Consider the following 23,200-nt stretch of genomic DNA (forward strand, 5'->3'; position numbering starts at 1 on the left):
AACTAGAGGAGCCCTGCCTTGGTCATCAGCTCGGTGACCTTGGCGGAGTTCAGCTTGGCCGGGTCCACGGTGGGAGCCTGCAGGTCCTTGATCGGGACGAGCTTGGCGTTGGCATCCACCTGAGAGGCGATGGCGTATTCGAAGGACGTGCCGTTCTTCAGGACTTCCTGGCCTTGCTTGCCGGTGATGAACTTCAGGAATGCCTGGGCAGCGGCCGCGTTCTTGGCGGACTTGAGGACGCCGCCACCGGAGACGGAAAGGAAAGCTCCCGGGTCCTGGTTCTTGAAGAAGTACGGGGTGACGTTCTTTGAGTTTTCGCCGGTCTTGGCTTGGTCGCCGTAGTAGTAATAGTGGTAGATCAGCGCGGCGTCGACTTCACCGGCGTTGACTGCCTTCATGGCCGTGCTGTTGCCCTTGTAGGCCTTGAAGTTTTCCTTCATGCCCTTGAGCCATTCCTCGGTTGCAGCTTCGCCCTTGAGCTCAAGCAGCGCGGCAACAATAGCCTGGAAGTCGGCGCCGGACGGCGACGCTGCCCACTTGCCCTTCCACTCCGGCTTGGCCAAATCGAGCATCGACTTGGGCAGCTGGTCGTCGCTGATCTTGTTCTTGTCGTACACCAGGACGGTGGAGCGGGCAGCGATGCCGGTCCACTTGCCGGTGGACGGACGGAATTCAGCGGGGACCTGCTCAAGGGTTGCCTTGTCCACGTCGGCGAAAAGCCCTGCGTTCTCTACCTGCGCCATTGCCGGAGAGTTCTCAGTCAGGAAGACGTCAGCCGGGGAAGCCTGGCCTTCCTGGACGATCTGGTTGGACAATTCCGTGTCCGAGCCCTGTCGGATGGTGACCTTAACGCCGGTCTCCTTGGTGAAGGCATCCACCCATTCCTTGGTCAGGGTGTCGTGCTGGGCGTTGTAGACGGTGATTTCACCGGAGACTGCGCCTCCGGAGGCGGAACCGGAAGAAGCGGGGGCACTGCCGGCGTTGGAGCCGCAGGCGCTGAGGCCAAGTGCTGCGGTTGCCGCAAGGGCGATTCCGGCCAGCGCTTTCTTGGGGATGTTCATGGGGGACTTCTTTCTGCGAACAAAAACTCTTGGGGACCTTCGTCCGTGCAGGCCTGAGTGTTGGGAAGGCGTGCTCCTGTAAGAGTAGGTAAGGCTTGCCTACCTGCAAAGCCGGATGGCCTAAAAGTGATCAGTATCACCATAATTACGCAAGTCTTACATGACCTAATACTTCAAACGCTTGGCGGTCACCGGGCCGCTCAGAGCACAAAAAAACTCGGGACCAGCCGCTTCCGCAGCTGATCCCGAGCAGATTTCCGATCACTTGGACGAACTAGAACTCCCAGTCCTCATCTTCCGTGTTGACGGCCTTGCCGATCACGTAGGAGGAGCCCGAGCCGGAGAAGAAGTCGTGGTTCTCGTCAGCGTTCGGGGACAGGGCCGACAGAATGGCCGGGTTCACGTCGGTGACCGAAGCCGGGAACATGGCCTCGTAGCCAAGGTTCATGAGTGCCTTGTTGGCGTTGTAGTGCAGGAACTTCTTGACGTCCTCGGCCAGGCCGACACCGTCGTAGAGGTCGTGGGTGTACTGGACTTCGTTTTCGTACAGCTCAAAGAGCAGTTCGAAGGTGTAGTCCTTGATTTCCTGCTTGCGGGCCTCGGAAACCTTCTCCAAGCCCTTCTGGAACTTGTAGCCGATGTAGTAGCCGTGCACGGCCTCGTCACGGATGATGAGGCGGATGAGGTCGGCGGTGTTCGTGAGCTTGGCGCGTGAAGACCAGTACATGGGCAGGTAGAAGCCCGAGTAGAACAGGAAGCTTTCCAGCAGAGTGGAAGCGACCTTGCGCTTCAGGGGATCGTCGCCTTGGTAGTAATCCATGACGATCTGCGCCTTCTTCTGCAGGTTCTCGTTTTCGAGCGACCAGCGGAAAGCGTCGTCAATCTCCTTGGTGGAGCACAGGGTGGAGAAGATGGACGAGTAGGACTTCGCGTGCACGGATTCCATGAAAGCGATGTTGGTGTACACGGCTTCTTCATGAGGAGTGATCGCATCCGGGATCAGCGAGACAGCGCCCACCGTGCCCTGGATGGTGTCCAGCAGGGTGAGGCCGGTGAAAACACGCATGGTGAGCTGCTGCTCATCCGGCGTGAGCGTGTGCCACGACTGGACGTCGTTGGACAGCGGCACCTTCTCCGGAAGCCAGAAGTTGTTGACCAGCCGGTTCCAGACTTCCACGTCCTTGTCGTCCTGGATCTTGTTCCAGTTGATGGCCTCGACGTGTGTCAGCAGCTTGACCTTTTCGGTCATTTCATCCCCTTTTAGCGTTGGGTTCTTAAGGTAAGCGTACGACGGCGGGTGGTGACCCGCCGTCGTGCTTTCAGTTATGAGCGCGGCAACTGCCGCAATTTATCAACCGTTGAAGGTCGATCACAGCATGCAGCTGACGCAACCCTCAACCTCGGTCCCTTCCAGCGCGAGCTGGCGGAGACGGATGTAGTAGAGCGTCTTGATGCCCTTGCGCCATGCGTAGATCTGAGCCTTGTTGATGTCACGCGTGGTGGCGGTGTCCTTGAAGAACAGCGTCAGGGACAAACCCTGGTCCACGTGCTGCGTGGCAGCGGCGTAGGTGTCGATGATCTTCTCGTAGCCGATTTCATAGGCATCCTGGTAGTACTCCAGGTTGTCGTTGGTCAGGTACGGAGCCGGGTAGTAGACGCGGCCGATCTTGCCTTCCTTGCGGATTTCGATCTTGGCGGCCACCGGGTGGATCGACGAGGTGGAGTTGTTGATGTAGCTGATGGAACCGGTAGGCGGAACGGCCTGGAGGTTCTGGTTGTAGATACCGTGCTCCATGACGGATGCCTTCAGCTCGCGCCAGTCATCCTGGGTGGGGATGTGGTGGCCGGCGAAGAGCTCGCGGACACGCTCCGTTGCCGGAACCCATTCCTGCTCGGTGTACTTGTCGAAGAACTCGCCGCTTGCGTAGGTGGACTTCTCGAAACCGCCGAACTTCTGGCCGGTCTCGATGGCCAGGCGGTTGGACGCGCGCAGGGCGTGGAACAGCACCGTGTAGAAGTAGATGTTGGTGAAGTCCAGGCCCTCTTCGGAACCGTAGTGGACGTGCTCACGGGCAAGGTAGCCGTGGAGGTTCATCTGGCCGAGGCCAATCGCGTGGCTCTGGGCGTTGCCCTGGGCGATCGAAGGCACCGAGTTGATGTACGACATGTCCGAGACAGCGCTGAGGGCGCGGATGGATGTCTCGATGGAAAGCCCGAAGTCCGGCGAATCCATGGTCTTGGCAATGTTCATCGAGCCCAGGTTGCAGGAGATGTCCTTGCCCACGGTCTCGTAGCTGAGGTCCTCGGCGTAGATGGACGGCGAGGAAACCTGCAGGATCTCCGAGCACAGGTTGCTCATGGTGATCTTGCCGTCGATCGGGTTGGCCCGATTCACGGTGTCCTCGAACATGATGTACGGGTAGCCGGACTCGAACTGGATCTCCGCGAGGGTCTGGAAGAACTCGCGGGCGCTGATCTTGGTCTTCTTGATCCGGGAATCGTCGACCATCTCGTAGTACTTCTCGGTTACCGAGATGTCGGAGAACGGAACACCGTAAACCTTCTCGACGTCGTACGGCGAGAAGAGGTACATGTCCTCGTTCTTCTTTGCGAGCTCGAACGTGATATCCGGAACGACGACGCCCAAGGAGAGCGTCTTGATGCGGATCTTCTCGTCAGCGTTCTCGCGCTTGGTGTCCAGGAAGCGGTGGATGTCCGGGTGGTGCGCGTGCAGGTACACGGCGCCTGCACCCTGGCGGGCACCGAGCTGGTTGGCGTAGGAGAAGCTGTCTTCGAGGAGCTTCATGACGGGGATGACACCGGAGGACTGGTTTTCGATCTGCTTGATCGGGGCACCATGCTCACGGATGTTGGTGAGCGAGAGTGCTACACCGCCGCCACGCTTGGACAGCTGAAGGGCGGAGTTGATGGCGCGGGCGATCGACTCCATGTTGTCTTCGATGCGGAGCAGGAAGCAGGAGACGAGCTCGCCACGCTGGGCCTTGCCGGCGTTCAGGAACGTCGGGGTAGCAGGCTGGAAGCGGCCGTCGATGATTTCGTCGACGAGGCGGTTGGCCAGCTCTTCATTGCCGCGGGCAAGGTGCAGGGCAACCATGCAGACACGGTCCTCGTAGCGCTCCAGGAAACGCTTGCCGTCAAAAGTCTTCAGCGTGTAGGACGTGTAGAACTTGAACGCGCCAAGGAAGGTCTCGAAGCGGAACTTCTTCTTGTAGGCGCGGTTGAAGAGCTCGCGGATGAAGTTCATCGTGTACTGGTCGAGGGTCTCGCGCTCGTAGTACTGGTTCTTGACCAGGTAGTCGAGCTTCTCTTCGAGATCGTGGAAGAACACGGTGTTGTTGTTCACGTGCTGCAGGAAGTACTGGTGCGCAGCTTCGCGGTCGGCTTCGAACTGGATCTCACCGTTCGGACCATACAGATTGAGCATGGCGTTGAGCTCGTGATAGCCCAGGCCCTTATAGGCCTCAGGCAGCGGCTTCTTGGCCGTGTCCACAGCGCCCCCGGTTACTTCTGTTTCTGCGACAGTTGTGTCCAAAACTTTTCCAGCCCTTCGTTGACCCGTTGGACGTCTTCCGGCGTCCCCATGAGTTCAAATTTGTAAAGATGCGGCACTTTGCATTTCACGGAGATGATGTCTCCGGCTGCGCAGTAGTTGTCCGCGAAATTGGTGTTCCCTGCTCCGATAACACCGCGGATCAGTTCCCTGTTCCGGGGATCGTTCAGAAACCTGATGACCTGCTTCGGTACGGAACCTTCACCGTTGGTACCTCCATACGTCGGAAGTACCAGGACGAAGGGCTCCAGCGCCTGAAGCGGAGCGTCCTGGGCATAAAGCGGGATGCGGGCTGCGTCCCTGCCCAGTTTTTGGACGAATCGTTTGGTGTTCTCGGAGGTTGAGGAAAAGTAGATGAGGTGACTCCTCGTGGTGACAGCTTCCACAGCTCTGCGTGCGGTAGCCGCGGCCAGCGGTGCCATGGGAGTCACCTCAACTACATAGGAATTCTTGGTGTGGCGTGGTGGCGAAGTTTGAATGGAAACTTAGGCCACGGAGGAAACGGCTTGGGCCAGTTCCTCGATCTTGTCCGGGCGGAATCCGGACCAGTGGTCCTGCTCGGTTACGACAACCGGGGCCTGCATGTAACCCAGTGCCTTGAGGCGTTCAAGGGCCTCGGCGTCCTGGGAGATATCGACACTCTGGTAGGCGATGCCCTTCTTGTCGAGTGCCCGGTAGGTTGCGTTGCACTGAACACAGGCCGGCTTCGTGTAAACCGTTACGGTCATGATCCCTGTCCCCTAAGTTGAAGTCTGATTCTCTTCGTATCTGGCGGGCTCAACCGGAACTAACTACTGAATCCGATACCGGCCCGCAGGCTGCCGTGACAGCCAACACGCTCTTATTTAGTCTTGTGCTGGTTTCCCGCTCAATCCGTAAATCGATACTACATGTAGTGCAAGCGCCTCGCCGGAACCCCAAGATGATGTATTACAAGTATGTCATTCAATCCACCGCTCGTCCACAGGGCGAGGGGTTCAAAATGTCCGCAATTCCGCCAAACTGAGAGATGTCATCCACACCCTGTGGACTACTTAGCCACATTTAATCTTCAGCGTGTCGCCCCCGTCCGGCGTGTCGTGACACTTTGAAAATGTGGCGTGGCGAACAGCTAAAATCTGCTGATGGTCAACCTTCTCCACCTCCGGACGCTGATGGAGGTAACCCGGCTGGGTTCCTTCGCAGCCGCCGCCGCCCAACTGGGCTACACAGCCTCGGCAGTCTCCCAACAGATGGCCGCGCTGGAACGCGATACCGGCGTCGAGCTCTTCCAGCGCTCAGCACGAAGCGTGGTGCCGACGGAAGCCGCAGTGACCATGACGCGGCACGCCTCGAAGGTGCTGACAGACGTGGAAGCCCTCATGGCTGCAGCGTCCCGGACCAACGACTCCCCCGCCCAGGAACTGCGCCTGGGCATCTTCCCCAGCCTGGCAACCTATGTCTTGCCGGACATCCTCAGGAATGAAAGATGGAACGGGCTGGGCATCGAACTCAAAGTGTCCGTAGCCGAACCGGCGCAAACCATCCAGGGACTCCGGAGCGGTGGCGAGCTCGACGTGGCCCTCGTGTACCAGGTGGGACAGTCCGGTTTGGCGTGGCCGCATTCGCTCGAACGGCAGTGGATCGGCGACGACGACTTCCGCGTGGTCCTGCCCGCCTCCTGGAAAATCCGCGAGGATGCCGAGATCGAAGCCGCCCACCTTTCCGACATGCCGTGGATCGTCCACCACCCCGGCACCAGCGATGCATTGGTCATTGAGCGCCTGTTCGCGAGCTGCAACCTGCATCCCCGGGTGGTGGCCTACAGCGACGACTTCCACGCGAGCCTTGAAATGACCGCGGCGGGGCTTGGTGCCTCGCTGGTACCGGAACTGGCACTGCGGAACCGGCCGGCCGGCGTCGTGGTTCTTGATGTTCCGGACATCCGGCTGGCACGAAACGTCTTCGCCTTGTTGATCAACGAAAAGCGGACTGCCCAGGTGCAACTCTTCACCCAGCTACTGGCAGATACCCTCCGTGGCACGGCGGGCAAGAGCGGTCTCCACCCCCTGAAAACCACTCCTGTCAAGGGTCCGCAACGGCGCACGTGAAATATCCCCAAGTGCTGGAACGCACTGGATGTAGGGGTTAGATTGATCACATGGGCAAGGTAGCGAGCAAACATTTTGGGGAGATAGAGCTCAATCACGGGCGCGACCATTGCTTCGTCGCCAGACATGAGCTCGGCGGCAACCAGCTGGAACTGGACCTGAATGTCACCGCGCATGACCACTTCGACGAGGCGGCCCTGCGCAAGGTGGACTACCGTTTGCGTTTCCTGCCCGAACTGGTGGACCAGGTGCGCGAGATGATCGCCGACGAACTTGACCAGGACGGTACCAACCCCCAGCAATTCCTCCATTTCCACTGTTCCCAGCTCAAAGAGGAACAGCTCGAGTCAGTCTTTGGTGTCCGGGAAAAGGACCAGCTCACCAACGATGTCTTCCTTAAAGCCCTCAAGCTCGGCCATGTAGCCATCTATCCTGGACAGCCCGAGCGCTATTTCGTCCTCGATTTCACCCTCGGCTCGCATTTCACGGACGAACTGCTGGTGGCCGCCGCGGACGAAGACGGCGTGGTGGATGACGAGATTTTGTGGGAGTAGCACAAGGCGTTTGACGCCCGACGGCGGGTAGGAGCCGATGGCAGTTTAACGACACCGGTCCTGCGGATGGTGAATCCTCGACGCCGGATCGGTCACCAGGGCTTCTCCACACCGGTACTGTCGTCGGGTCCGCGCAGATACTCGTCACGCTCCTGGCCCTCTCCCCGCTCGAGTTGGGCCTTCCGGGCACTCTCTTCGAGCTGCTGGAGTTGCTTGTCCTGCGGCGGCGTGGACTGTTGCGGTGCGTTGTCCTTCGACTCGTCGCCTCGGTCCTTCTGTCCGTTAAGCCGGTCCTTGGCTGCCGCAAGGGCGTCCCCCTCCCCCGCCGCATTCGCAGGTCCGGGCTGCTGGCATTGGGCGGGCGCTGCGTCGATCACCGCCAAGGCCTCGCGGACAAGCCTGTCCTTGGCCTGCGGATCAGGTGCCGAATCCGCGAGCTTCTCCACACTCAGCACGAGGTTCACGCGGATCCTGCACTCGTCCACTCCGCCGCCGGCCCTCAACGCAGCCTCGAAGTCCGCCCGTGCAGCAGCAAAGTCGCCGGCCAGGACCTTTGCATCTCCGGCAGCGAACGGGGCCTTATGGGATTCAAGCACGTTGGCCACCCCAAGCCACGATGCCGCCTGCGCCACCCCGCCCTGCTTTCCTGCCGTGAAGGAGCTTTCCGCCGCGCCACCCAATATGCCCACGCTCAGGAGTTTCGCAGCGGCTGCGAGCGCCAGGAGGGCAACAGGAGCCGACCAGAGCGCGAGGCGACGGTTTCGGCGTCGTGGATTCATGGCGGTCATCAGCTTTGCTCTTTCGACTGCGGACTCCGGGCCGCCCGAAGCGCGCCCAGGTGCCTGAATGGTTCCGGGAGGGCCAGGACGAAAGCCGCCAGTGCGAGCAACCAGTAGAGCTCGATCCTGCCCGGCACATCCGCGTCACCCGCGGAGACAGCTCCGGGCTGCGCTTTTTCGAGCATGTCGGATACGGGTCCGGTGCCGGTCCGGTGGGTGTAGGGGACATTCAGTTGACCTGCGATGGTGCGCAGTTGCGTTTCGTCGATCGTCGAGATCGCGTCCTGGCCTCCGCCGGAGCTTCGATCCTTCACGTAGGTGGGGGCGCTCTTTGAGGAGTCCTTCATGCGCCCTCCAGCGGCAGTCCCGTATCCAAGGACTGCTCCCCCGGCCACGTTGGCTCCATCCATGGGCGACGGAGCCGTATTACTGGTGTTCTCGCCGTCGCCTGCATAGAAGACCAGGGCTGGCCGCCCCGGGTGCTGTTCCTGCGCGGCGGCGAGCCTTTCCTTGAGGAGTTGACCGGCTCCGCTCACGCTGCTGCCCTTGGCGTAGCGGGGATTCTGGGGCTGGAGCGTAGCCATGCTGGTTTGCAGTGCACTGGCATCCTGGGACAACGGCATGCGGACGGTGGCTTTGTCATCGAAGGTGATCAGGGAGAATTTGGCTCCGGCGAGCTCCTCTGCGATCGCCATGACGTCCTGGCGGACTCCCGCCAGCCGGGTGCCGGTTCCGTTGTAGTCTTCGGCTGCCATGCTGGTGCTGCTGTCCACGACAAAGAAGACGTCCAGGTCCGCGGACGTGGTGTTGGCCTGCCCGCCGGCCCAGCCCGGCCGCAGGGCGGCAAGCAGGAGGAGCACGACGACGACGCACCGGATCACCGCCTGGCGCACGGCGCGCCGTGACCGGCTTTGCACCGGGCTGCCGCCGTTGTGCCTGATATGGGGGAAGGCCGTCCAGACAGTGAACGCGATGGCGCCCAGGCCCAGGGCTGCGAGGACAGGCCAGGGCAGGATCGGGGCCAAGGTCAGGGCGTTGTTCATCATCGATCGAGCCTCCTTCCCAGTACCAGCATTCCCAGCCCGGCCAACAGCGCGACGCCCAGGGGCCAGGCGGGTGCATCGGCAACAACGGAGCGCGGGGCCGACAAGTAGGCGGTGGCCTCGGTCTCCTGGACCTGGCGGACGATACGCGGCACGGCATCTGGGCTGTCCAGGGTGGAATAGGTGCCGCCTGTCGCCTCCGCGGTCGCCTTGAGCTGCGCACCAGGTTGTCCGGAATCATCCCCGTAGTCCATGTCGCTGGGATTGAGGGCGTGAACCTTCACGTTCTTGCCGGCGGCCAAGGCGCCCGCTTCGGACAGGGAGAAGATCGACGCACCGGAAACAAAGTTATCGGTGGCTAGCACCACGGACCGCGAGCGCTTGGTGTCCTCCGCGGTGACGCCATTGCCGGCTGTGTCCGGGAAGCTCTGGACACAGGAGGCGAGTCCATCACCGATGAGTGATGAGCCTTCCCCGTTCCAGGTGCCGTCGAAGAACGAGCCCGCACCGTCCGCCAAGGCTTTTTCGGCTTGGGTGAGCTGCTCCTCGGCATAGTCGTAATCATCGGTGAGGGGAAACAGCTGGACACTGCTGCTGTCGAAGATGACCATGCCGATCCTCTCCCCGTCGAACTCCTTGGCGAGGTCCTTGAACACAGCTGCCAAGGCCGCATCGGTGCTGGTCATTGATCCGGAGACATCCAGACACAGGACGATGTCCCTGTTGCGGATCTCCGGTTGTTCGGTGGAGCGCTGGGCCGGGCGGGCGGCAGTGATCGCCGCTGCTGCCAGGAACAGGCCTGCCAACAGTGCGGCGAGGACCAGCCGGACCCGGTAGCGGCGGAGGGCATGCCGGTATTCGGGCAGGCCGGTGAGCCGGTCGCCATGGGCAATAGCCCGGGTCAGCACTGGCCGCCGGCGCCGGAGGTACAGCAGGGTACTGACCGCCACCGCTGCGGCTGCCAGCGGCAGGATCCACCAGTAGGTCAGTTCCATGCCTGAACCACCTGGCGGGCAATATCGGCAGAGTGGCTTACTGATTGAATCGGCTGGGCCGAAAATTCACTGGGATAGATTTCCGCGATCCCTTCGGCCAGGCCATGGAAGCCCTGACGGCGCAGCTCAGCCAGGGTCATTGAGGTGACGGGCAGTGCTGTGGCAGCTCCCGCGAACTCCCTCACGAGGAAGCTGAGCCTCTGGTGGGCGTCGCGCTCCGGCACCCGCCTGGCGTCGGCATCCCTTGCGGTTGCCTCTATCGCGTCCAGGCAGGATGACCGCAGTGCTTCCAGGTCCGGTTGTCCACCCGTCTGCCCGGCGGGCCCGGGTGCCCGTCGTGGCCGGAAAAGCCATCCGTACCATCCTGCGACCAGCACAAGGAGGAGGATCCCCAGCCACATCCACTGGGCTTGGTATTGAAGTGGTGCGTAGAACGTGGTTTCAGCCGGCACCCTGACCCCTTTTCGGCCCGCCCCGGGAAGCGAGTGCTCCCTGGCGGTGCTTTTCCAGGAGGGCGAAGACCGTCGTGACGACGTCATCGCTGCCGGTGGTTTGTTGTTCGGCGATACCCAAGCGGCGGAAAAGGTCCCTGCGCTGGTCCGCACGCTGGGTCATCGCCCGCTTGTAAGCGGCCCGTACTGCCCGGTCTGCGGCAAGCGGGAGCGGTATGCCGGAGCCGGTACCGATGTCCATGCTGTCCTCTTGACCAGGTGCGTCCGGCCCTGGTGCGAGGTCGGCGTCGCGGACCGTGAGCCAAAGAAGTTCATGCCGTGCCCGTAGCCTGCGCATCAGGTCCGCGGTACGGGCATCAGGCAGAACCTCGTCGGCAACAACCACCACCAGCATCCGTCCTTTGATGAACCGCAGGACGTAGTCCAACTGCTCTGCTATGTCACTGGGACGGGCGTCCGGACTGATGCTTGAGTCGATCTCCCGCAGCAGCCTCTCCAGGTGTTCCTCGCCGCTTTTGGGAGGCCTGTACCGGGAGCCGCCCGCATTTCCGTGCACGAGGCCTACGTCGTCGCCGTGACGGCAGGCGAGGTACCCAATGACTCCCGCCGCATGAACAGCGATGTCCTTTTTGTTTTCCCCGGAAAGAGCTTCTGCTGCCATGTTCCTGCCGGTGTCCACCAGCAACAGCACTGAGTGGCGTCGAATGGCCACGTAGCGCTTGACGAGGGGCGAGCCATGCCGTGCTGTGGCTTTCCAGTCAATGTCCCTGACTTCGTCGCCGGGGACGTAGGTGCGCAGCTCATCGAAATCCAGGCTTCGGCCTTTGAAAACCGAACCGTACTCGCCGTCGAGCAGGGTGAGGGTCCTGCGGTGGGCGAAGATGAACATCTTCGACTTAACGCGTCTGATGAGGCTGGGCACCTGCCGCCCCGTTACGGCGTCTGCACGGACGCCAGGACGGCATCGATGACGGTCTCCACGGCAACGCCCTCCACGACGGCGTCGAAGCCGAGGATGATGCGGTGGCGCAGGACGCGGTGGGCGAGGTTCTTCACGTCCTCGGGGATGACGTGGTCGCGTCCGTTGAGCAGGGCCAAGGCCCGTGCCGCCTGGCTGAAGGCGATACTGGCCCGCGGGCTGGCCCCGAACTCCACGAGGTTGGCAAGGTGGGGTTCCAGGTACTGTGACGCGTTGCGGGTGACATAGGCCAGACCAACGATGTACCGGACGATGGCCGGGTCGATGTAGACCCGACGCACGAGTTCCTGGACCTGAACCACCGCATCGAGGGACGCGGCCGCCGGCGGTTTCTGCCCGGCACTGAACACGCCGGCGTCGATCCGGCGGATGACCTCGGCTTCTTCGGCAGGGCTGGGATAGTCCAGGACATCCTTGAGCATGAACCTGTCCATCTGCGCTTCGGGAAGGCGGTAGGTGCCCTCCTGCTCAATCGGGTTTTGCGTAGCGAGCACCAGGAATGGCTGCGGCAGCGGATAGGATTCCCCGCCGATCGAGGTCTGCCGTTCCTGCATGGCCTCGAGCATGGCACTTTGGGTTTTCGCGCTGGATCGGTTGATCTCATCCAGCAGGACGATGTTGGCGTGGACCGGCCCCAGCTGCGTGACGAAGGTGCCCTTGGCGGCGTCGAAGATCTGGGTTCCCGCGATGTCGCTGGGAAGCAGGTCCGGCGTGCACTGGATCCGGCGGAAGTCGGCACTGACCGATTCCGCGATGGCCTGGGCTGCCGTGGTCTTGGCCAGTCCGGGAACGCTCTCCAACAGCACATGCCCGCCGGTGAGCAAGCCGATCACCAAGGACTCCCGCAGCCGGGTTTGGCCCACTACCTTGTTTTCGAAGCTCCGGACTATACTGCCCACTAGTTGCTGGGCGCGTGCCATGTCCGGTGCATCGATTCCGGCCGTGGCTGTGGTCTGGTGCACTGGGGTCCCCTCGCTGGCGTTATGAGTCGTGCCGCAAGCGGTGGGCTTTGTGTTTCCGCCTGCATCGGCCACTCTATCCAAACGGCCCCCGGTCGAGGCCGCAATGGGTACCCCTCCCCATGGGGGCGCCGGAGGTCTATCCTTTTGCCATGCATCAGCTACCAGCCGCCTATCAGAATTATCTGGCATCGCAGGACCAGCACGTCATCGATGCCGTACGTCCCGTTCTCCTCCAGTCAGCAGCCGACCAGCGGCACGGTGTCCGCATCACCTTCAACCGGGGACCTACCGGGCACCAGGCTCACGTGGACGAGTCAATTCCCTTCGGCGAGATCATCGAAGACATCGACTGAACCGTCGCAGTTACCCGCGGGTCAGCCCTTCATGGCCCCGGACATCGCAAACGAGTTCCCCATGCCCCGTGATACCACCGCGTAAAGAACCAGCACCGGGACGGAATAGAGGATGGAGAACGCAGCCAGCTGGCCGTAGGCGATGGCGCCATGCTGGCCGAAGAAGCTGAAGATGGACACGGCCGCCGGTTGCTTTCCCGTGGACAGCAGCAGGATGAACGGGACGAAGAAGTTCCCCCACGCCTGGATGAACACAAAGATGAACACTACTCCAAGACCCTGTCCCATGAGCGGCAGAACGATGGTCCGCATCGTCGTCAGGTTCGATGCCCCGTCCATCCACGCCGCCTCTTCCAATTCCAGGGGAACCGAGTCCATGAAGTTCTTGGCCATCCAGATCGCCATGGGCAACGTGGTGGTGGCCATGAAGAAGATGGTCGCAGCCATGGAGTCCAGGAGCTGCAATTGAACGAACAAGCCGTAGACCGGGACCATGATGGCGGTCACTGGCAGTGAAGTGCCGAACAGCACCGTGTACATGAAGGGCTTGTTGAACCGGGACTGGTATCTGGACAGCGGGTAGGCGGCCAAGACGGCTGCAAGTACGTTCACCAGGGCAGTACCGGCCGATAAGACGAAGCTGTTGAGCAGCGGACGGCCCAAGAGCTCCGGTGTCAGGACGGCGCTGAAGTTAATCATCGACGGCGCCGATGGCACCTTGGTCTGGTACCCCGCTTGAGGGTCGACGGCGGCCAGCACCAGCCACAGCAGCGGCGCCGCAAAGCACAGGCCGATCACCAGCAAAGCGACGTCGGCACCAAGCCTGGCCCTGGAGCCCTTCATGCGCGCCGCTCACGCAGCAGCCACACGTACACCGCACCAAAGACCATTCCCAGCAGGATGAGGACCGATGCTACCGCTGTGCCGTAACCGATGTCCCCGAACTTGAATGCTTCCTGGTAGGCGAGAACAGGCAAGGTTGTGCTGGCATTGGCGGGTCCCCCCGCTGTCATTACCCAGATGAGGGTAAACACGGCCAGTGTCTGCAGGGTGATCAACATCAGATTGGTGGCGATGCTGTTCCTGATCAGCGGCAGGGTGATGAACGTGAGCCGCTGCCATCCCCGGGCACCATCCATGAGCGCGGCCTCGGAGACATCCCGGGGAACATTCCCCAGCGCTGCACGGTACACGAGCATGGAGAAGGCCGTACCGCGCCAGGTGTTGGCCAGGATGATGGCCACCAGCGGGAACGAATACAGCCAATCCAAGCCGTGGGTTCCCAGTGCAGCCAGTATCTGGTTCAAAGTGCCGTCGCGGTTGAAGTACGCGTATGCCGCGAACGCAGCCACGATTTCAGGGAGAACCCAGGCAGCCACCACGGCTGTGCCCACCCAGTCCGACACGGTTTTGCGTGAGCGTGTCATGAGCAGGGCGATCAGCAGGCCGAGGAGATTCTGGCCCAGCACGGCCGAAGCAGCAACGAAAACGACGGTGAGCCACGTAGCCATGGGAAAGGCGTCGTCGGTAAACATCCGGACGTAGTTCTCCGCGCCCACCCATTGCGGCTCCCTTGCCGCTTTTCCGGTCAGGGCCGCGTCCGTGAAGGAGGCGTAGAACGACCAGGCCACGGGAGCGAGCAGGAAAACCAGGAGGAGCAGAATGGCCGGGGCTACTGGCAGGAGCCGCGAGAGGCGGCGAATCTTCATCGCTGCAGGACCTTGTCCTCACCTACCAGTTTGCGGACAGTGGCATCGTACTCCGCGGCGGCCTCCTGGGGGCTCTGCCTGCCTGTGATGACCGATTCCGTGGCGACCTGGACAGCGGTGGAAATCCGCGGATAGTCAGCAGTCGCCGGCCTGTAGCGCGTCACGTCCACCAAGGCGGACACGTCCTTGACGAAAGGATTCGCTGCAAGATAACCCGCCTCAGCGGCCACGTCTGTTCGAACGGCGATCTGCGAGTTATTGATGTCGTACGCCAAGGCGTTTTTCTTGTTCAGCGCGGTGGCGAGGAACTGGAAGGAAAGATCGGGGCTCTTGGTCCCAGCACCCACAGCCAAGGTCCAACCGCCCGACATGCTGACGCTGCCTGGTTCCTGGCCCTTCTGGGTGGGGAAGGCGGCCACAGCCATGTCCTGTTCATAGCCGGCCCACTCGTATGCGCCGCCTTTTTCCCAGAACGACGGCGCGTAGGAACCTTCCACGGTGGCCGCCAGTTTGCCCTGCGGGAACCACTCTCCGAAGACTTTCTTCCAGACATTGGCATCCAGCGCTTCCGCAGGACTGACGGCGAGTTTCTCGTCATAGAGGGTCTTCAGGAACGCCAGGGAGTCAGTGAAACCCTGGGAACCGACCACCCACTTTCTTTGGTCCTCGTCGTAGAGGGTGCTGCCGGTCCCGTAGAGGAGCTCATAGAAGCTCTGCATCACTGTGCCTTCGCCCGTACCCTTGCCGGCGTACATGGTGAAGGGAATCACTGTGGAATCGGCGGCTTTGACCTTCCGGGCCATCGCCAGAATGTCGTCCCAGCTTTCCGGTTGCCACGGAACAGCAATCCCGGCCTTCTGCAGCACGGCTTTGTTGTACCAGATCGCACGCGTATCCGTGCCCAGCGGCACCGCGTAGATTCCTCCGTCGTCTGCACGGCCGGCCGCCTTCGCGGCTTCGCTGAATTTCGCCCAGTCTTCCCATTTCCCAAGGTAACTGTCCAACTTGAGCAAGTAGCCGGCGTCGACGTCGGAGCGTACTTTGAAGGTGTCTTCGTAGAAGACATCAGGTGCTGTGTCCGGGGACCGCTGCGCCAGGGCGAGTTTCGTCCCGTAGTCGTCATCGTTGGCCTGGATGGGCTGGAGGTCAACCGTCACGCCGGAATTGGCCGCCTCGAATTCCTTCTTGGCATCCTGCATCACGGCATCGAGCGCTGTGAAGGCATCGGTTTTTTGGTACACGATCTTCAGGGTCGTTTTCCCGGCTGCGTCCGGCGTGGACGAACACGACGTCACCCCGGCAAGAATGGCAGCTACGGCAATTGCGGCAACCATCTTCATGGATCGCATGGTCTTCACTGGGCGCATGGTGCTCCAATCAGTCAAACGTGCGCTGCTGGGTCAGCCCTCCAGCAGAAGCCGTTGGGCGCGGGGGGCAAGCATGTGCTCCAGGACCAGGCAAGCAGCACCGATGGCACCAACGTCTTCGCCTACGCCGGTACCCACGACTTCGAGCCCGTGGATCATGCGGGCGGCGTTGTTTTTGTCCAGGAGGCTGGGAACGCGATCCAGGAAATAAGGTGACATGCGGCCCCAGAACGGGCCCCCGAAGACCACACGCTCCACGTCCAGGGTGTTGGTCACCACGGAGACCGCCCGCGCCACGAGCGTTGCCGACTTATCCAAAATCGCTATGGCGCGTTCATCGCCGGCGTCGGCCTTGTCGCACAACTCCGCGTAACGTTCCTGCACTTCAGGACCGTCCGCCCCGTGGCGGTTCCCGTCCAGGACGCCTGCCGCTTCGGCTTCGGCCACCAACACCTGCGGAATACAGGATGACTTGACGCAACCCTGAAGCCCGCAATCACATTGCGGCCCTCCCGGGTCAACGACGATGTGGCCTATTTCGCCGGCGTTGCCGGAGGTCCCGCGCACTACCTCATCGTTGAGGACGATGCCGCAACCTATGCCGGTTCCCATGTACATGAAAACGAAGCTTCCCGCGCCGCTCGCGCCGCCGGCCCAGGTCTCGGCCACCGCCGCACTGGTGACGTCCTTGTCCACCAGCGTTTCCAGGCCCGTTGCATCTGCCAGTGCCTCCCGGATCCGCACCCTGTTCCAACGCGTCAGCAGTGGCGGCTCCACCACGGAACCTTCGTCGAGGTCGATCGGACCCGGAACTGCAACACCCAGCCCGGCAATCTTTGACGCATCGACACCCGACTCCTCGATGAGTGACTGGATCTGTTCGGCGATGCTGGTGATCACCCCTGCGGGGTCGCCACCGGGAGTAGCCATCCGGGAGTGCTTGACGACATCGCCCAGCAGGTCCAGAACGACGAAAGTGATGACTGCAGGGTCCAGGTGCACTCCCACGGCGTACATTCCCGCAGGGTTGAGGCGCAGGATGGTGCGCGGCTTTCCCGGACCGGACCCTTCTTTGCCTGCCTCGACGATGAGCTGCTGGTCAAGGAGTCGTCGGGAGATATTCGAAATCGTTTGCGGCGACAGCCCCACGATCTGCGCCAGTTCCACACGGCTGAGTCCGCCCGAAGACCGCCGGATCGCCTCCAGAATGACGGTCAGGTTGAAGTCCCCCATGCGGGGTAGGTTGGTTCCGCGCCTCGGTGTCGGCTGCCGGATCTCAGTCACTGATGCCCCTAGTCATTCGGAAAATCTTCGTCGAATTTGGTCTCTGTGTGCATCGTACGACACCACTGCTCCCACGGATACGAGCACACGCTGGCTCGGAAGTCAGGGGTTGGTAACGATGACACTGCATTGTATGCGAGCACAGTTCATTGACACGTCACGAACAGCCCTCAAGGCTTCCTGCTGCGCGTCACCGTGAACTTTGGATTACGGCCTTCTTCCACGGTGGGACCGATCAGCCGTTCAAGCGTGGGCCGGTAGCGCAGGTGACTGTTGTACACCGTCCACAACTCCCCGCCCGGCGCCAGGACGCGGGCGGCTGCTTCAAACATCCGCATCGCGGCACCGGCATGCACGCTGGCGCCCAAGTGGAAGGGAGGATTCAGCAAGATGAGATCGGCGCTGGCCGGGGGGAGCGACGACATGGCGTCGTCGTGGAGTACGGTGATCCGCTCCCCCAGTCCGTTTGCCATAGCGGTGCCCCTTGCCGAGGCAGCGGCCGCGGAAGATTGGTCGGTGGCGATAACCCGTGCTTTCTTTTGCTGCGAGGCAACCATGGTGGCGAGGATACCCGTCCCGCACCCCAGGTCCACCACACACCGCGCCTGGGGCATGCGGTCAAGGAATGTCAGGAGATAGCGCGTCCCAATATCAAGGCGTGCCCCCGCAAAGACTGCACCTTGGGCACTGACGGTGATTCCCAGTTCGGGCAAGGGCTCAACCACAGGAAAGGGCGGGGCAGCATTGACCGGCCTGGCGTCCCGCGCCACCAGGACCCGGGACTTTTGGCGGGCCAACTGTGGCTGGACGGAGCCAAAGTACTTTTCCAGCACACTGTTCATGCCGATTGTCATGTGCTTTACGCGACCACCGGCGAGCAAAACAGCACCCGGGGCAGCAAACCGTGCAACGGCGTCGGCGATTTCCTCCAACTCCGCCAGGGCTTTAGGCAACTGCAGCAGCACCAGCTCCGCATCCTCAAGCAGTTCCCTGCCGAGCTCCAGCGGGCTGAATTTCCCCTCGGCACCGGCCCCCTGCGCATTGCGCCTTAGGGCCAGCCTCCCGGAGAAAAGGTCCTGGTGGACGCGGACATGTTCGACGCCGAGCCCCGCCAAAGCGCCGAGGGTCAACGCACCATACCGGTCGCCGATGACGGCAATCCTGGTATCGGGAGAGCTGAATTCGACGGCGGTTTCCAAGAGCAGCTTGTCCGTGGCGTCGTAGGCCTGCAAGTTGTCGGCCTCTACGTCCGGCAACCTCCTCAATGAGTCAAAGAGCGCCCCAAGATCCAATACCGCCACTAGGAGGTTCCCGCTTTCTTTGCTTCAATAACCGGCCGCTGCCGGCGTCTCGACTTTATGGGTGCTTCGGAGGAAGCTTAAGCTGGCACTACGCAAACACCTGTCCTCCTCCGCGCGGTGAGAAGACCCCGAAGGTGGCCGGCATTCGTCACGGCGACCCCAGGAGCCAGGCGCCGGGACCACCCGTCACTGGGCTCCACTTTCCCTTGCGAGAAGCCATGAGTGTCAATGTTGTCACGAACCTGGACGCAAAGTCCCACAACTCTCCCGACGAAACCCGGCGTGCGGACAAAACCGTAGTGGACCTGGTCACTGTGGGAGATTACACCATCGCCCGTATGACGTTTGAACCAGGCTGGACGTGGGCAGACTGCATCAAGCCTGCCGCCGGCACCGATTCGTGCCAGTTAAGCCACGTCGGGTTCTGCGTTTCCGGTTCCTTGGAAGTCGAAACAAACGACGGCGGCAAGATCAGCATTTCCCCGGGGTCCTCCTACTCCATCCCTCCTGGACACAATGCCCGGGTGGTAGGAGATCAGCCATTCCAGGGCATCGAGTTCGTCAGCGGAGCCGAATTTGCCGAAGCCCTCAAGTAGGCGTCCGGGCTGGAGCTGCGGTTCAGACCGAAAGCAAAAGACCCCGCTCGATTGAGCGGGGTCTTTCTACCGGAGTGGAGCTGAGGGGACTCGAACCCCTGACCCCCTGCATGCCATGCAGGTGCGCTACCAGCTGCGCCACAGCCCCGGATTTGCTGACTTCATCAGGAAGTATTTCTCTTCCCGTCGAAGCAACTCGTCAATACTAACCACAATCCCAGCGGAAGAGAAATCGCCGGAAGGTGAGGTGCATCACGCCGGGCGCCCGTCCTCCGGGAGACCCGCACGACCGAGGTGCGTGGAACGAACCACTGCACCTCCCCCCAAAAACGGGCCGTGCGGAGTCTCCCAAAATGACGTGCTCCAAGGAGTCTAGGATCCCCGCGCCGGAAAACAAAACCGTCCAGTCGGTTTCCCTGCCATTCCGCACTTGCGCGGTGATAGCGTTGTGAAATCCCGACGGCGGCTACTTCCGCCGCCAGCCCACCATGAGAGGTCCTCACAACGGATGCAGCAACGCGCGCAGGAAACCCGGCTGGCCGTCATTGAAGGGGCGGCATCGGTCTTCGCCGGGATCGGTTATGCGAAGGCGAGCCTGGCTGACATCATCGCGCACGCCGAGGTGACAAAGGGGGCACTGTACTTTCACTTCACGTCCAAGCGGGACCTGGCGCTTGCAGTGATCGAAGAACAACATTCCAAGGTCCTGGCAGCAGGTTCCGACATCCTGGGCACCAGCGCACCTGCGTTGGACAAGATCATCGCGCTCTGCAGGATGTTTGGCCGGCAACTCCTGGACGAACCGATCGTCCGGGCCGGTATACGCCTTACCTTTGAAGCTTCAGCGTTCGAGGCAGACGTGTCCGGGCCTTACGAGGACTGGATCGCCACGGTAGAGGGCCTCCTGGGACAGGCCAAGGTTGAGGGCGCGGTCCGCGCGGACCTGGATGCCGCCGCCTTCGGCCGGTACCTGGTGGCCTCCTTCACCGGCGTCCAATTGGTTTCCGACGTACTGACCGGACGCGACGACGTGCTGCAGCGCATAGAGCAAATGTGGGAATTCATGCTGCCGGCCCTGTCTCCCGTCCGACCGGGCTCACCGGACTAGCCCGGCACCGGGCGGGTCTTTCAGCCCACCCCAGGGTCGGCAGCTTCGTGCCGGGAATCCGGGCACGAAAAAGGCCCCGCCTCCCTCACCGGATGATCCAGGAAGAGAAGCGGAGCCTCATAGGGTGGAGCTGAGGGGACTCGAACCCCTGACCCCCTGCATGCCATGCAGGTGCGCTACCAGCTGCGCCACAGCCCCATATTCTTGCTGCTTCACGCTTGGCTTTGGAAGCCATCCGCGCCGAAGCAACTCAAATATCTTAGAACAGCATTTCCGATAATTCCAAATCGGGCATATTCGCTTGCCGCAGCGTCCTAGGCCTCGGAATCCTCCGAGGTTGCAGCCTTGGCGGAAGCGTCATCACCGAGTTCAAGATCTACCACGGGGCAGTCCTTCCAGAGGCGCTCCAATGCATAGAAGACGCGGTCTTCCGCGTGCTGGACGTGGATGACAATGTCGGCGTAATCCAGGAGGACCCAGCGGCCTTCGGAGCGGCCTTCGCGGCGCACGGGCCGAAGGTCCTGCTTTAGCAGTTCCTCTTCGATCCCGTCCACGATTGCGTTGACCTGGCGCTCAGTGGGAGCTGATGCGATCAGGAAGACGTCGGTCAGCGCTAAACGCTCGCTGACATCCAGCGCGACGATGTCTTCTGCGAGCTTGTCCGCCGCGGCACGGGCAGCGTGACGGGCGAGGGTGATGGATTGTTCATGTGCAGACAAAGGGAACTCCTAGTTATGGCGCGTGGCCGGGAAATGGCGTGAGCCGTTGGGGCGGAACTATCCGCTGGTAATCATGATGATGCCGACGATCAGGGCAACCAGGCCCAATGCCAGGACGCCGTATTGCAGCAAGCGGCTCCGTTGGGCCCTGGCCAGGCCGGCAGTACTGGCATCCAGCGGATCCAGTCCATAGGCGGTACTGGCAGACACAGGAGGCCGCTGTGTTTCTTCGCTTGTTTCTGCCGTGGAGGTGGCTTTGTTCCTGGATGACCGGGCAACCGCCTCGGCGCGGGCAAGAACCCCCGCACGCCCACGCGGAGCACGTTCCTTCGCCGGTGCCTGTACCGGATCAAGCTTGGGGCCGGACGAGGTGACCAACGGGACAAAGGTAGTGCTGGGACGCTTCATCACCGGGCGTTCGACGCCGGGAACCTTGACGAACTCCAACGGAGTCACCATGGCGAGGTTGTTCGCCGTCGAAGGACCGGCCGATGTAGAAGGCTCCTTGCCCTGCCCGGGATGGTTCAGCCCGGGCTGGTTCTGGCCAGGCCCGCTCTGCCCGGGTTGGTTCCGTTCGGCCTGATTCTGCTCTGCCAGCTTTTGCTTGGCAGCAGCGCGCTTGTTCAGCACCGCGGCGCGTTCGGCCAGGGCGATCTGCTGGGCCAGGACCTCGGGATCAACGGCAAGCGGATCCTGCTCGGCAATGTGTTCGAGCTTGGAAGTCTGGTTTTGGACCTGCGCGGCAATCAGTTCGCGAACAGCAAGGGCCTGTTCCACGGACATCTCTGATTCGGCCGCTGGTACACCGCCAGACCCGGTGGCTGCCGGTGTTTTCGACTGTGGGGACGCTTGTGGCTCATCCCGCGTCGGCGGATTTTCCCCGTCTTTGTCCGCAGCCTTCGGCTTGGCGCCGGGCATGGGAACAACCGGGTTCATGGACGTGGCAACTTCTGCCTGAAGCTGCTGAAGCCGAAGCTGGCGCCGGGTGGGCGGACCGCCACCTGAGAGTTGCTCTTCCTTATCGGCGAGCTCCTTGATGGTGCGCAGTGCGGCGCGGTCACGCGCCCGGATCTGGGACGAGCGTTCCTGGGCCGCAGCACCCACCGCATCCACAGGCGCATCCGCCGCGCGACGGTTGCGTCCGTTGGAGCGCTCTGCACCGTCAGCAGGCTCTGTCTCCTGCGGGGCCGTTGGCTCCGCCTGGACTTCCGGGTTCTGTTCCCGGGCACGGCGAAGCTCACGCCTGCTGCGGATGGGTCGCTGTTCCTGGCTGCTCATTTTACAAACTCATTCAGTACGTGCTTGGTCGTCTGATCCGGATAGTGCCGGCGACAGTTCTCCTGGTACAGCGTCAGGTGCATACAGTCCATACTTTGCGATGTACTGCACCACACCGTCAGGGACCAGGTACCACACCGGGTTGCCTGCACCCACGCGGATACGGCAATCCGTGGAGGATATGGCCATGGCCGGGACTTCGAGCAAGCTTACGTCGTCAGTCCGGCCGAGGTCGTTCAGCTCGTGTCCGGGGCGGGTCACCCCAACAAAGTGGGCCAAGGACCAGAGCTCGTCCACGTCTTTCCAGGACAGGATCTGGGCCAGGGCATCCGCGCCGGTGATGAAGAAGAGGTCGGCGTCGGGGCGCTGGGCCCGAAGATCCCGAAGAGTATCGATGGTGAAAGTCGGGCCGGGCCGGTCCACGTCAACGCGGCTGACAGTAAACCGTGGGTTTGATGCCGTCGCGATAACGGTCATCAGGTACCTGTGTTCGGGTTCACTGACCAGCTTGTGCGACTTCTGCCACGGTTGACCGGTGGGCACGAAAACAACTTCGTCGAGGTCGAACTTGGCTGCGACTTCGCTTGCAGCCACAAGGTGGCCGTGATGGATGGGGTCGAAGGTTCCACCCATCACGCCCAGCCGAAGCCTGCGCTCCGACTCCCCGCGAGGTGTTGCGGCAATAATGTTAGTGGCCCTGGCCGTGGGTGTGCTTGTTCGGGTGCTGGCGGTGCGGGTCAGCGTGCTCCTCCACTGCCTCGTGGCGGTTACCCAGGTTGGTGTAGGACAGGGTTACGAACATGAGAACCAGCAGCAGGGCAAACATCGAGACGCCGAAGACCCACGGCTCGGCCCACAGCGGGGCGAGTTCCTCGTGGCCGCCTTCTGTCTCGGCGGCAATGGACGTGGCGATCTGCTGAAACAGCATCTTCTCCCCTAGTTGGTTCTCAAAGGATTTCGACGGCGGGACTCCCCGCCGTTCCGGACTTCTGTTCTATG

The 23,200-nt window shown here is 61.9% G+C and carries 25 protein-coding genes and 2 tRNA genes; 5 read left to right on the top strand and 22 right to left on the bottom strand.

Annotated elements, in window-relative coordinates:
- Positions 1-2: 2 nt before the first annotated feature.
- From ACNAOU_RS12005 to nrdH, 5 genes are all read right to left on the bottom strand, one after another.
- On the bottom strand, positions 3-1,061 hold the full coding sequence (locus ACNAOU_RS12005) for an iron ABC transporter substrate-binding protein (RefSeq protein WP_422757015.1): 1,059 nt from the start codon (positions 1,059-1,061) through the stop codon (positions 3-5).
- Between the two features lie 274 nt (positions 1,062-1,335).
- On the bottom strand, positions 1,336-2,310 hold the full coding sequence (gene nrdF / locus ACNAOU_RS12010; protein WP_011775019.1) for a class 1b ribonucleoside-diphosphate reductase subunit beta: 975 nt from the start codon (positions 2,308-2,310) through the stop codon (positions 1,336-1,338).
- A gap of 120 nt (positions 2,311-2,430) precedes the next feature.
- On the bottom strand, positions 2,431-4,551 hold the full coding sequence (gene nrdE / locus ACNAOU_RS12015) for a class 1b ribonucleoside-diphosphate reductase subunit alpha (protein WP_026267172.1): 2,121 nt from the start codon (positions 4,549-4,551) through the stop codon (positions 2,431-2,433).
- 32 nt (positions 4,552-4,583) lie between these two features.
- Positions 4,584-5,054: a class Ib ribonucleoside-diphosphate reductase assembly flavoprotein NrdI gene (gene nrdI / locus ACNAOU_RS12020; RefSeq protein WP_018777794.1), complete on the bottom strand. Its 471-nt coding sequence runs from the start codon at positions 5,052-5,054 to the stop codon at positions 4,584-4,586.
- Positions 5,055-5,117: 63 nt separating this feature from the next.
- Positions 5,118-5,360 (bottom strand): glutaredoxin-like protein NrdH, encoded by a 243-nt coding sequence (nrdH, locus tag ACNAOU_RS12025; RefSeq protein ID WP_011775022.1) that lies wholly within the window; start codon positions 5,358-5,360, stop codon positions 5,118-5,120.
- A 396-nt stretch (positions 5,361-5,756) separates the two neighbouring features.
- Here nrdH and ACNAOU_RS12030 point away from each other — a divergent pair, with 396 nt between their 5' ends.
- Positions 5,757-6,722 (top strand): LysR family transcriptional regulator, encoded by a 966-nt coding sequence (locus ACNAOU_RS12030; RefSeq protein ID WP_018777795.1) that lies wholly within the window; start codon positions 5,757-5,759, stop codon positions 6,720-6,722.
- Positions 6,723-6,772: 50 nt separating this feature from the next.
- Positions 6,773-7,276, top strand: coding sequence for a DUF2004 domain-containing protein (locus ACNAOU_RS12035; RefSeq protein WP_018777796.1), 504 nt, complete (start codon positions 6,773-6,775; stop codon positions 7,274-7,276).
- Between the two features lie 92 nt (positions 7,277-7,368).
- On the opposite strand, the gene ACNAOU_RS12040 is transcribed toward ACNAOU_RS12035, so the two are convergent.
- From ACNAOU_RS12040 to ACNAOU_RS12065, 6 genes are read right to left on the bottom strand one after another with little or no spacing between them, the layout of a single operon-like run.
- Positions 7,369-8,064: a hypothetical protein gene (locus tag ACNAOU_RS12040; protein ID WP_422757017.1), complete on the bottom strand. Its 696-nt coding sequence runs from the start codon at positions 8,062-8,064 to the stop codon at positions 7,369-7,371.
- Positions 8,064-9,101 carry a VWA domain-containing protein gene (locus tag ACNAOU_RS12045; protein ID WP_422757018.1) on the bottom strand — a complete coding sequence of 346 codons (1,038 nt, stop codon included), beginning with the start codon at positions 9,099-9,101 and terminating at the stop codon, positions 8,064-8,066. The genes ACNAOU_RS12040 and ACNAOU_RS12045 overlap by 1 nt, the downstream gene beginning before the upstream one ends.
- The gene (locus ACNAOU_RS12050) at positions 9,098-10,093 is read right to left on the bottom strand and encodes a vWA domain-containing protein (protein WP_422757019.1); all 996 of its coding nucleotides are present in this window, start codon (positions 10,091-10,093) and stop codon (positions 9,098-9,100) included. The genes ACNAOU_RS12045 and ACNAOU_RS12050 overlap by 4 nt, the downstream gene beginning before the upstream one ends.
- The gene (locus tag ACNAOU_RS12055) at positions 10,084-10,545 is read right to left on the bottom strand and encodes a hypothetical protein (RefSeq protein WP_422757020.1); all 462 of its coding nucleotides are present in this window, start codon (positions 10,543-10,545) and stop codon (positions 10,084-10,086) included. Before ACNAOU_RS12055 ends, ACNAOU_RS12050 begins: the two co-directional genes overlap by 10 nt.
- Positions 10,535-11,467, bottom strand: coding sequence for a DUF58 domain-containing protein (locus tag ACNAOU_RS12060; RefSeq protein WP_026267173.1), 933 nt, complete (start codon positions 11,465-11,467; stop codon positions 10,535-10,537). The genes ACNAOU_RS12055 and ACNAOU_RS12060 overlap by 11 nt, the downstream gene beginning before the upstream one ends.
- An 11-nt stretch (positions 11,468-11,478) precedes the next feature.
- Positions 11,479-12,486: an AAA family ATPase gene (locus ACNAOU_RS12065; RefSeq protein WP_422757021.1), complete on the bottom strand. Its 1,008-nt coding sequence runs from the start codon at positions 12,484-12,486 to the stop codon at positions 11,479-11,481.
- Between the two features lie 149 nt (positions 12,487-12,635).
- Between ACNAOU_RS12065 and ACNAOU_RS12070 the strand changes: the two genes are divergently transcribed.
- On the top strand, positions 12,636-12,839 hold the full coding sequence (locus ACNAOU_RS12070; RefSeq protein WP_227453649.1) for a hypothetical protein: 204 nt from the start codon (positions 12,636-12,638) through the stop codon (positions 12,837-12,839).
- A 21-nt stretch (positions 12,840-12,860) separates the two neighbouring features.
- Here ACNAOU_RS12070 and ACNAOU_RS12075 read toward each other — a convergent pair whose 3' ends face one another.
- The 5 genes from ACNAOU_RS12075 to ACNAOU_RS12095 all read right to left on the bottom strand — a co-directional run bounded on the left by ACNAOU_RS12075 (position 12,861) and on the right by ACNAOU_RS12095 (position 18,455).
- Entirely contained in the window at positions 12,861-13,682 is an 822-nt protein-coding gene (locus ACNAOU_RS12075) for a carbohydrate ABC transporter permease (protein ID WP_422757022.1), read from the bottom strand.
- On the bottom strand, positions 13,679-14,548 hold the full coding sequence (locus ACNAOU_RS12080; RefSeq protein WP_079582184.1) for a carbohydrate ABC transporter permease: 870 nt from the start codon (positions 14,546-14,548) through the stop codon (positions 13,679-13,681). The genes ACNAOU_RS12075 and ACNAOU_RS12080 overlap by 4 nt, the downstream gene beginning before the upstream one ends.
- Complete coding sequence (locus tag ACNAOU_RS12085; protein WP_422757023.1) at positions 14,545-15,915, bottom strand: extracellular solute-binding protein; 1,371 nt, start codon at positions 15,913-15,915, stop codon at positions 14,545-14,547. Before ACNAOU_RS12085 ends, ACNAOU_RS12080 begins: the two co-directional genes overlap by 4 nt.
- A 33-nt stretch (positions 15,916-15,948) precedes the next feature.
- Entirely contained in the window at positions 15,949-17,148 is a 1,200-nt protein-coding gene (locus ACNAOU_RS12090) for an ROK family transcriptional regulator (RefSeq protein ID WP_018777807.1), read from the bottom strand.
- Between the two features lie 221 nt (positions 17,149-17,369).
- Positions 17,370-18,455 (bottom strand): class I SAM-dependent methyltransferase, encoded by a 1,086-nt coding sequence (locus ACNAOU_RS12095; protein ID WP_422757024.1) that lies wholly within the window; start codon positions 18,453-18,455, stop codon positions 17,370-17,372.
- A 263-nt stretch (positions 18,456-18,718) separates the two neighbouring features.
- Between ACNAOU_RS12095 and ACNAOU_RS12100 the strand changes: the two genes are divergently transcribed.
- On the top strand, positions 18,719-19,096 hold the full coding sequence (locus ACNAOU_RS12100; RefSeq protein ID WP_018777809.1) for a cupin domain-containing protein: 378 nt from the start codon (positions 18,719-18,721) through the stop codon (positions 19,094-19,096).
- 75 nt (positions 19,097-19,171) lie between these two features.
- On the opposite strand, the gene ACNAOU_RS12105 is transcribed toward ACNAOU_RS12100, so the two are convergent.
- Positions 19,172-19,244, bottom strand: a tRNA-Ala gene (locus ACNAOU_RS12105).
- Between the two features lie 360 nt (positions 19,245-19,604).
- Between ACNAOU_RS12105 and ACNAOU_RS12110 the strand changes: the two genes are divergently transcribed.
- Positions 19,605-20,204, top strand: a complete 600-nt coding sequence (locus ACNAOU_RS12110) for a ScbR family autoregulator-binding transcription factor (RefSeq protein WP_018777810.1) — start codon at positions 19,605-19,607, stop codon at positions 20,202-20,204.
- Between the two features lie 125 nt (positions 20,205-20,329).
- On the opposite strand, the gene ACNAOU_RS12115 is transcribed toward ACNAOU_RS12110, so the two are convergent.
- The 5 genes from ACNAOU_RS12115 to ACNAOU_RS12135 all read right to left on the bottom strand — a co-directional run bounded on the left by ACNAOU_RS12115 (position 20,330) and on the right by ACNAOU_RS12135 (position 23,129).
- Positions 20,330-20,402, bottom strand: a tRNA-Ala gene (locus tag ACNAOU_RS12115).
- A 116-nt stretch (positions 20,403-20,518) separates the two neighbouring features.
- On the bottom strand, positions 20,519-20,923 hold the full coding sequence (gene rsfS, locus ACNAOU_RS12120) for a ribosome silencing factor (RefSeq protein WP_018777811.1): 405 nt from the start codon (positions 20,921-20,923) through the stop codon (positions 20,519-20,521).
- Between the two features lie 57 nt (positions 20,924-20,980).
- Positions 20,981-22,201: a hypothetical protein gene (locus ACNAOU_RS12125; RefSeq protein WP_422757026.1), complete on the bottom strand. Its 1,221-nt coding sequence runs from the start codon at positions 22,199-22,201 to the stop codon at positions 20,981-20,983.
- Between the two features lie 9 nt (positions 22,202-22,210).
- The gene (gene nadD, locus ACNAOU_RS12130; protein ID WP_018777813.1) at positions 22,211-22,834 is read right to left on the bottom strand and encodes a nicotinate-nucleotide adenylyltransferase; all 624 of its coding nucleotides are present in this window, start codon (positions 22,832-22,834) and stop codon (positions 22,211-22,213) included.
- 55 nt (positions 22,835-22,889) lie between these two features.
- Positions 22,890-23,129 carry a hypothetical protein gene (locus tag ACNAOU_RS12135; protein WP_018777814.1) on the bottom strand — a complete coding sequence of 80 codons (240 nt, stop codon included), beginning with the start codon at positions 23,127-23,129 and terminating at the stop codon, positions 22,890-22,892.
- Positions 23,130-23,200: the final 71 nt, after the last annotated feature.

The sequence above is a fragment of the Paenarthrobacter sp. C1 genome, from assembly GCF_049315185.1.
GTDB classification, from domain to species: domain Bacteria; phylum Actinomycetota; class Actinomycetes; order Actinomycetales; family Micrococcaceae; genus Arthrobacter; species Arthrobacter nicotinovorans.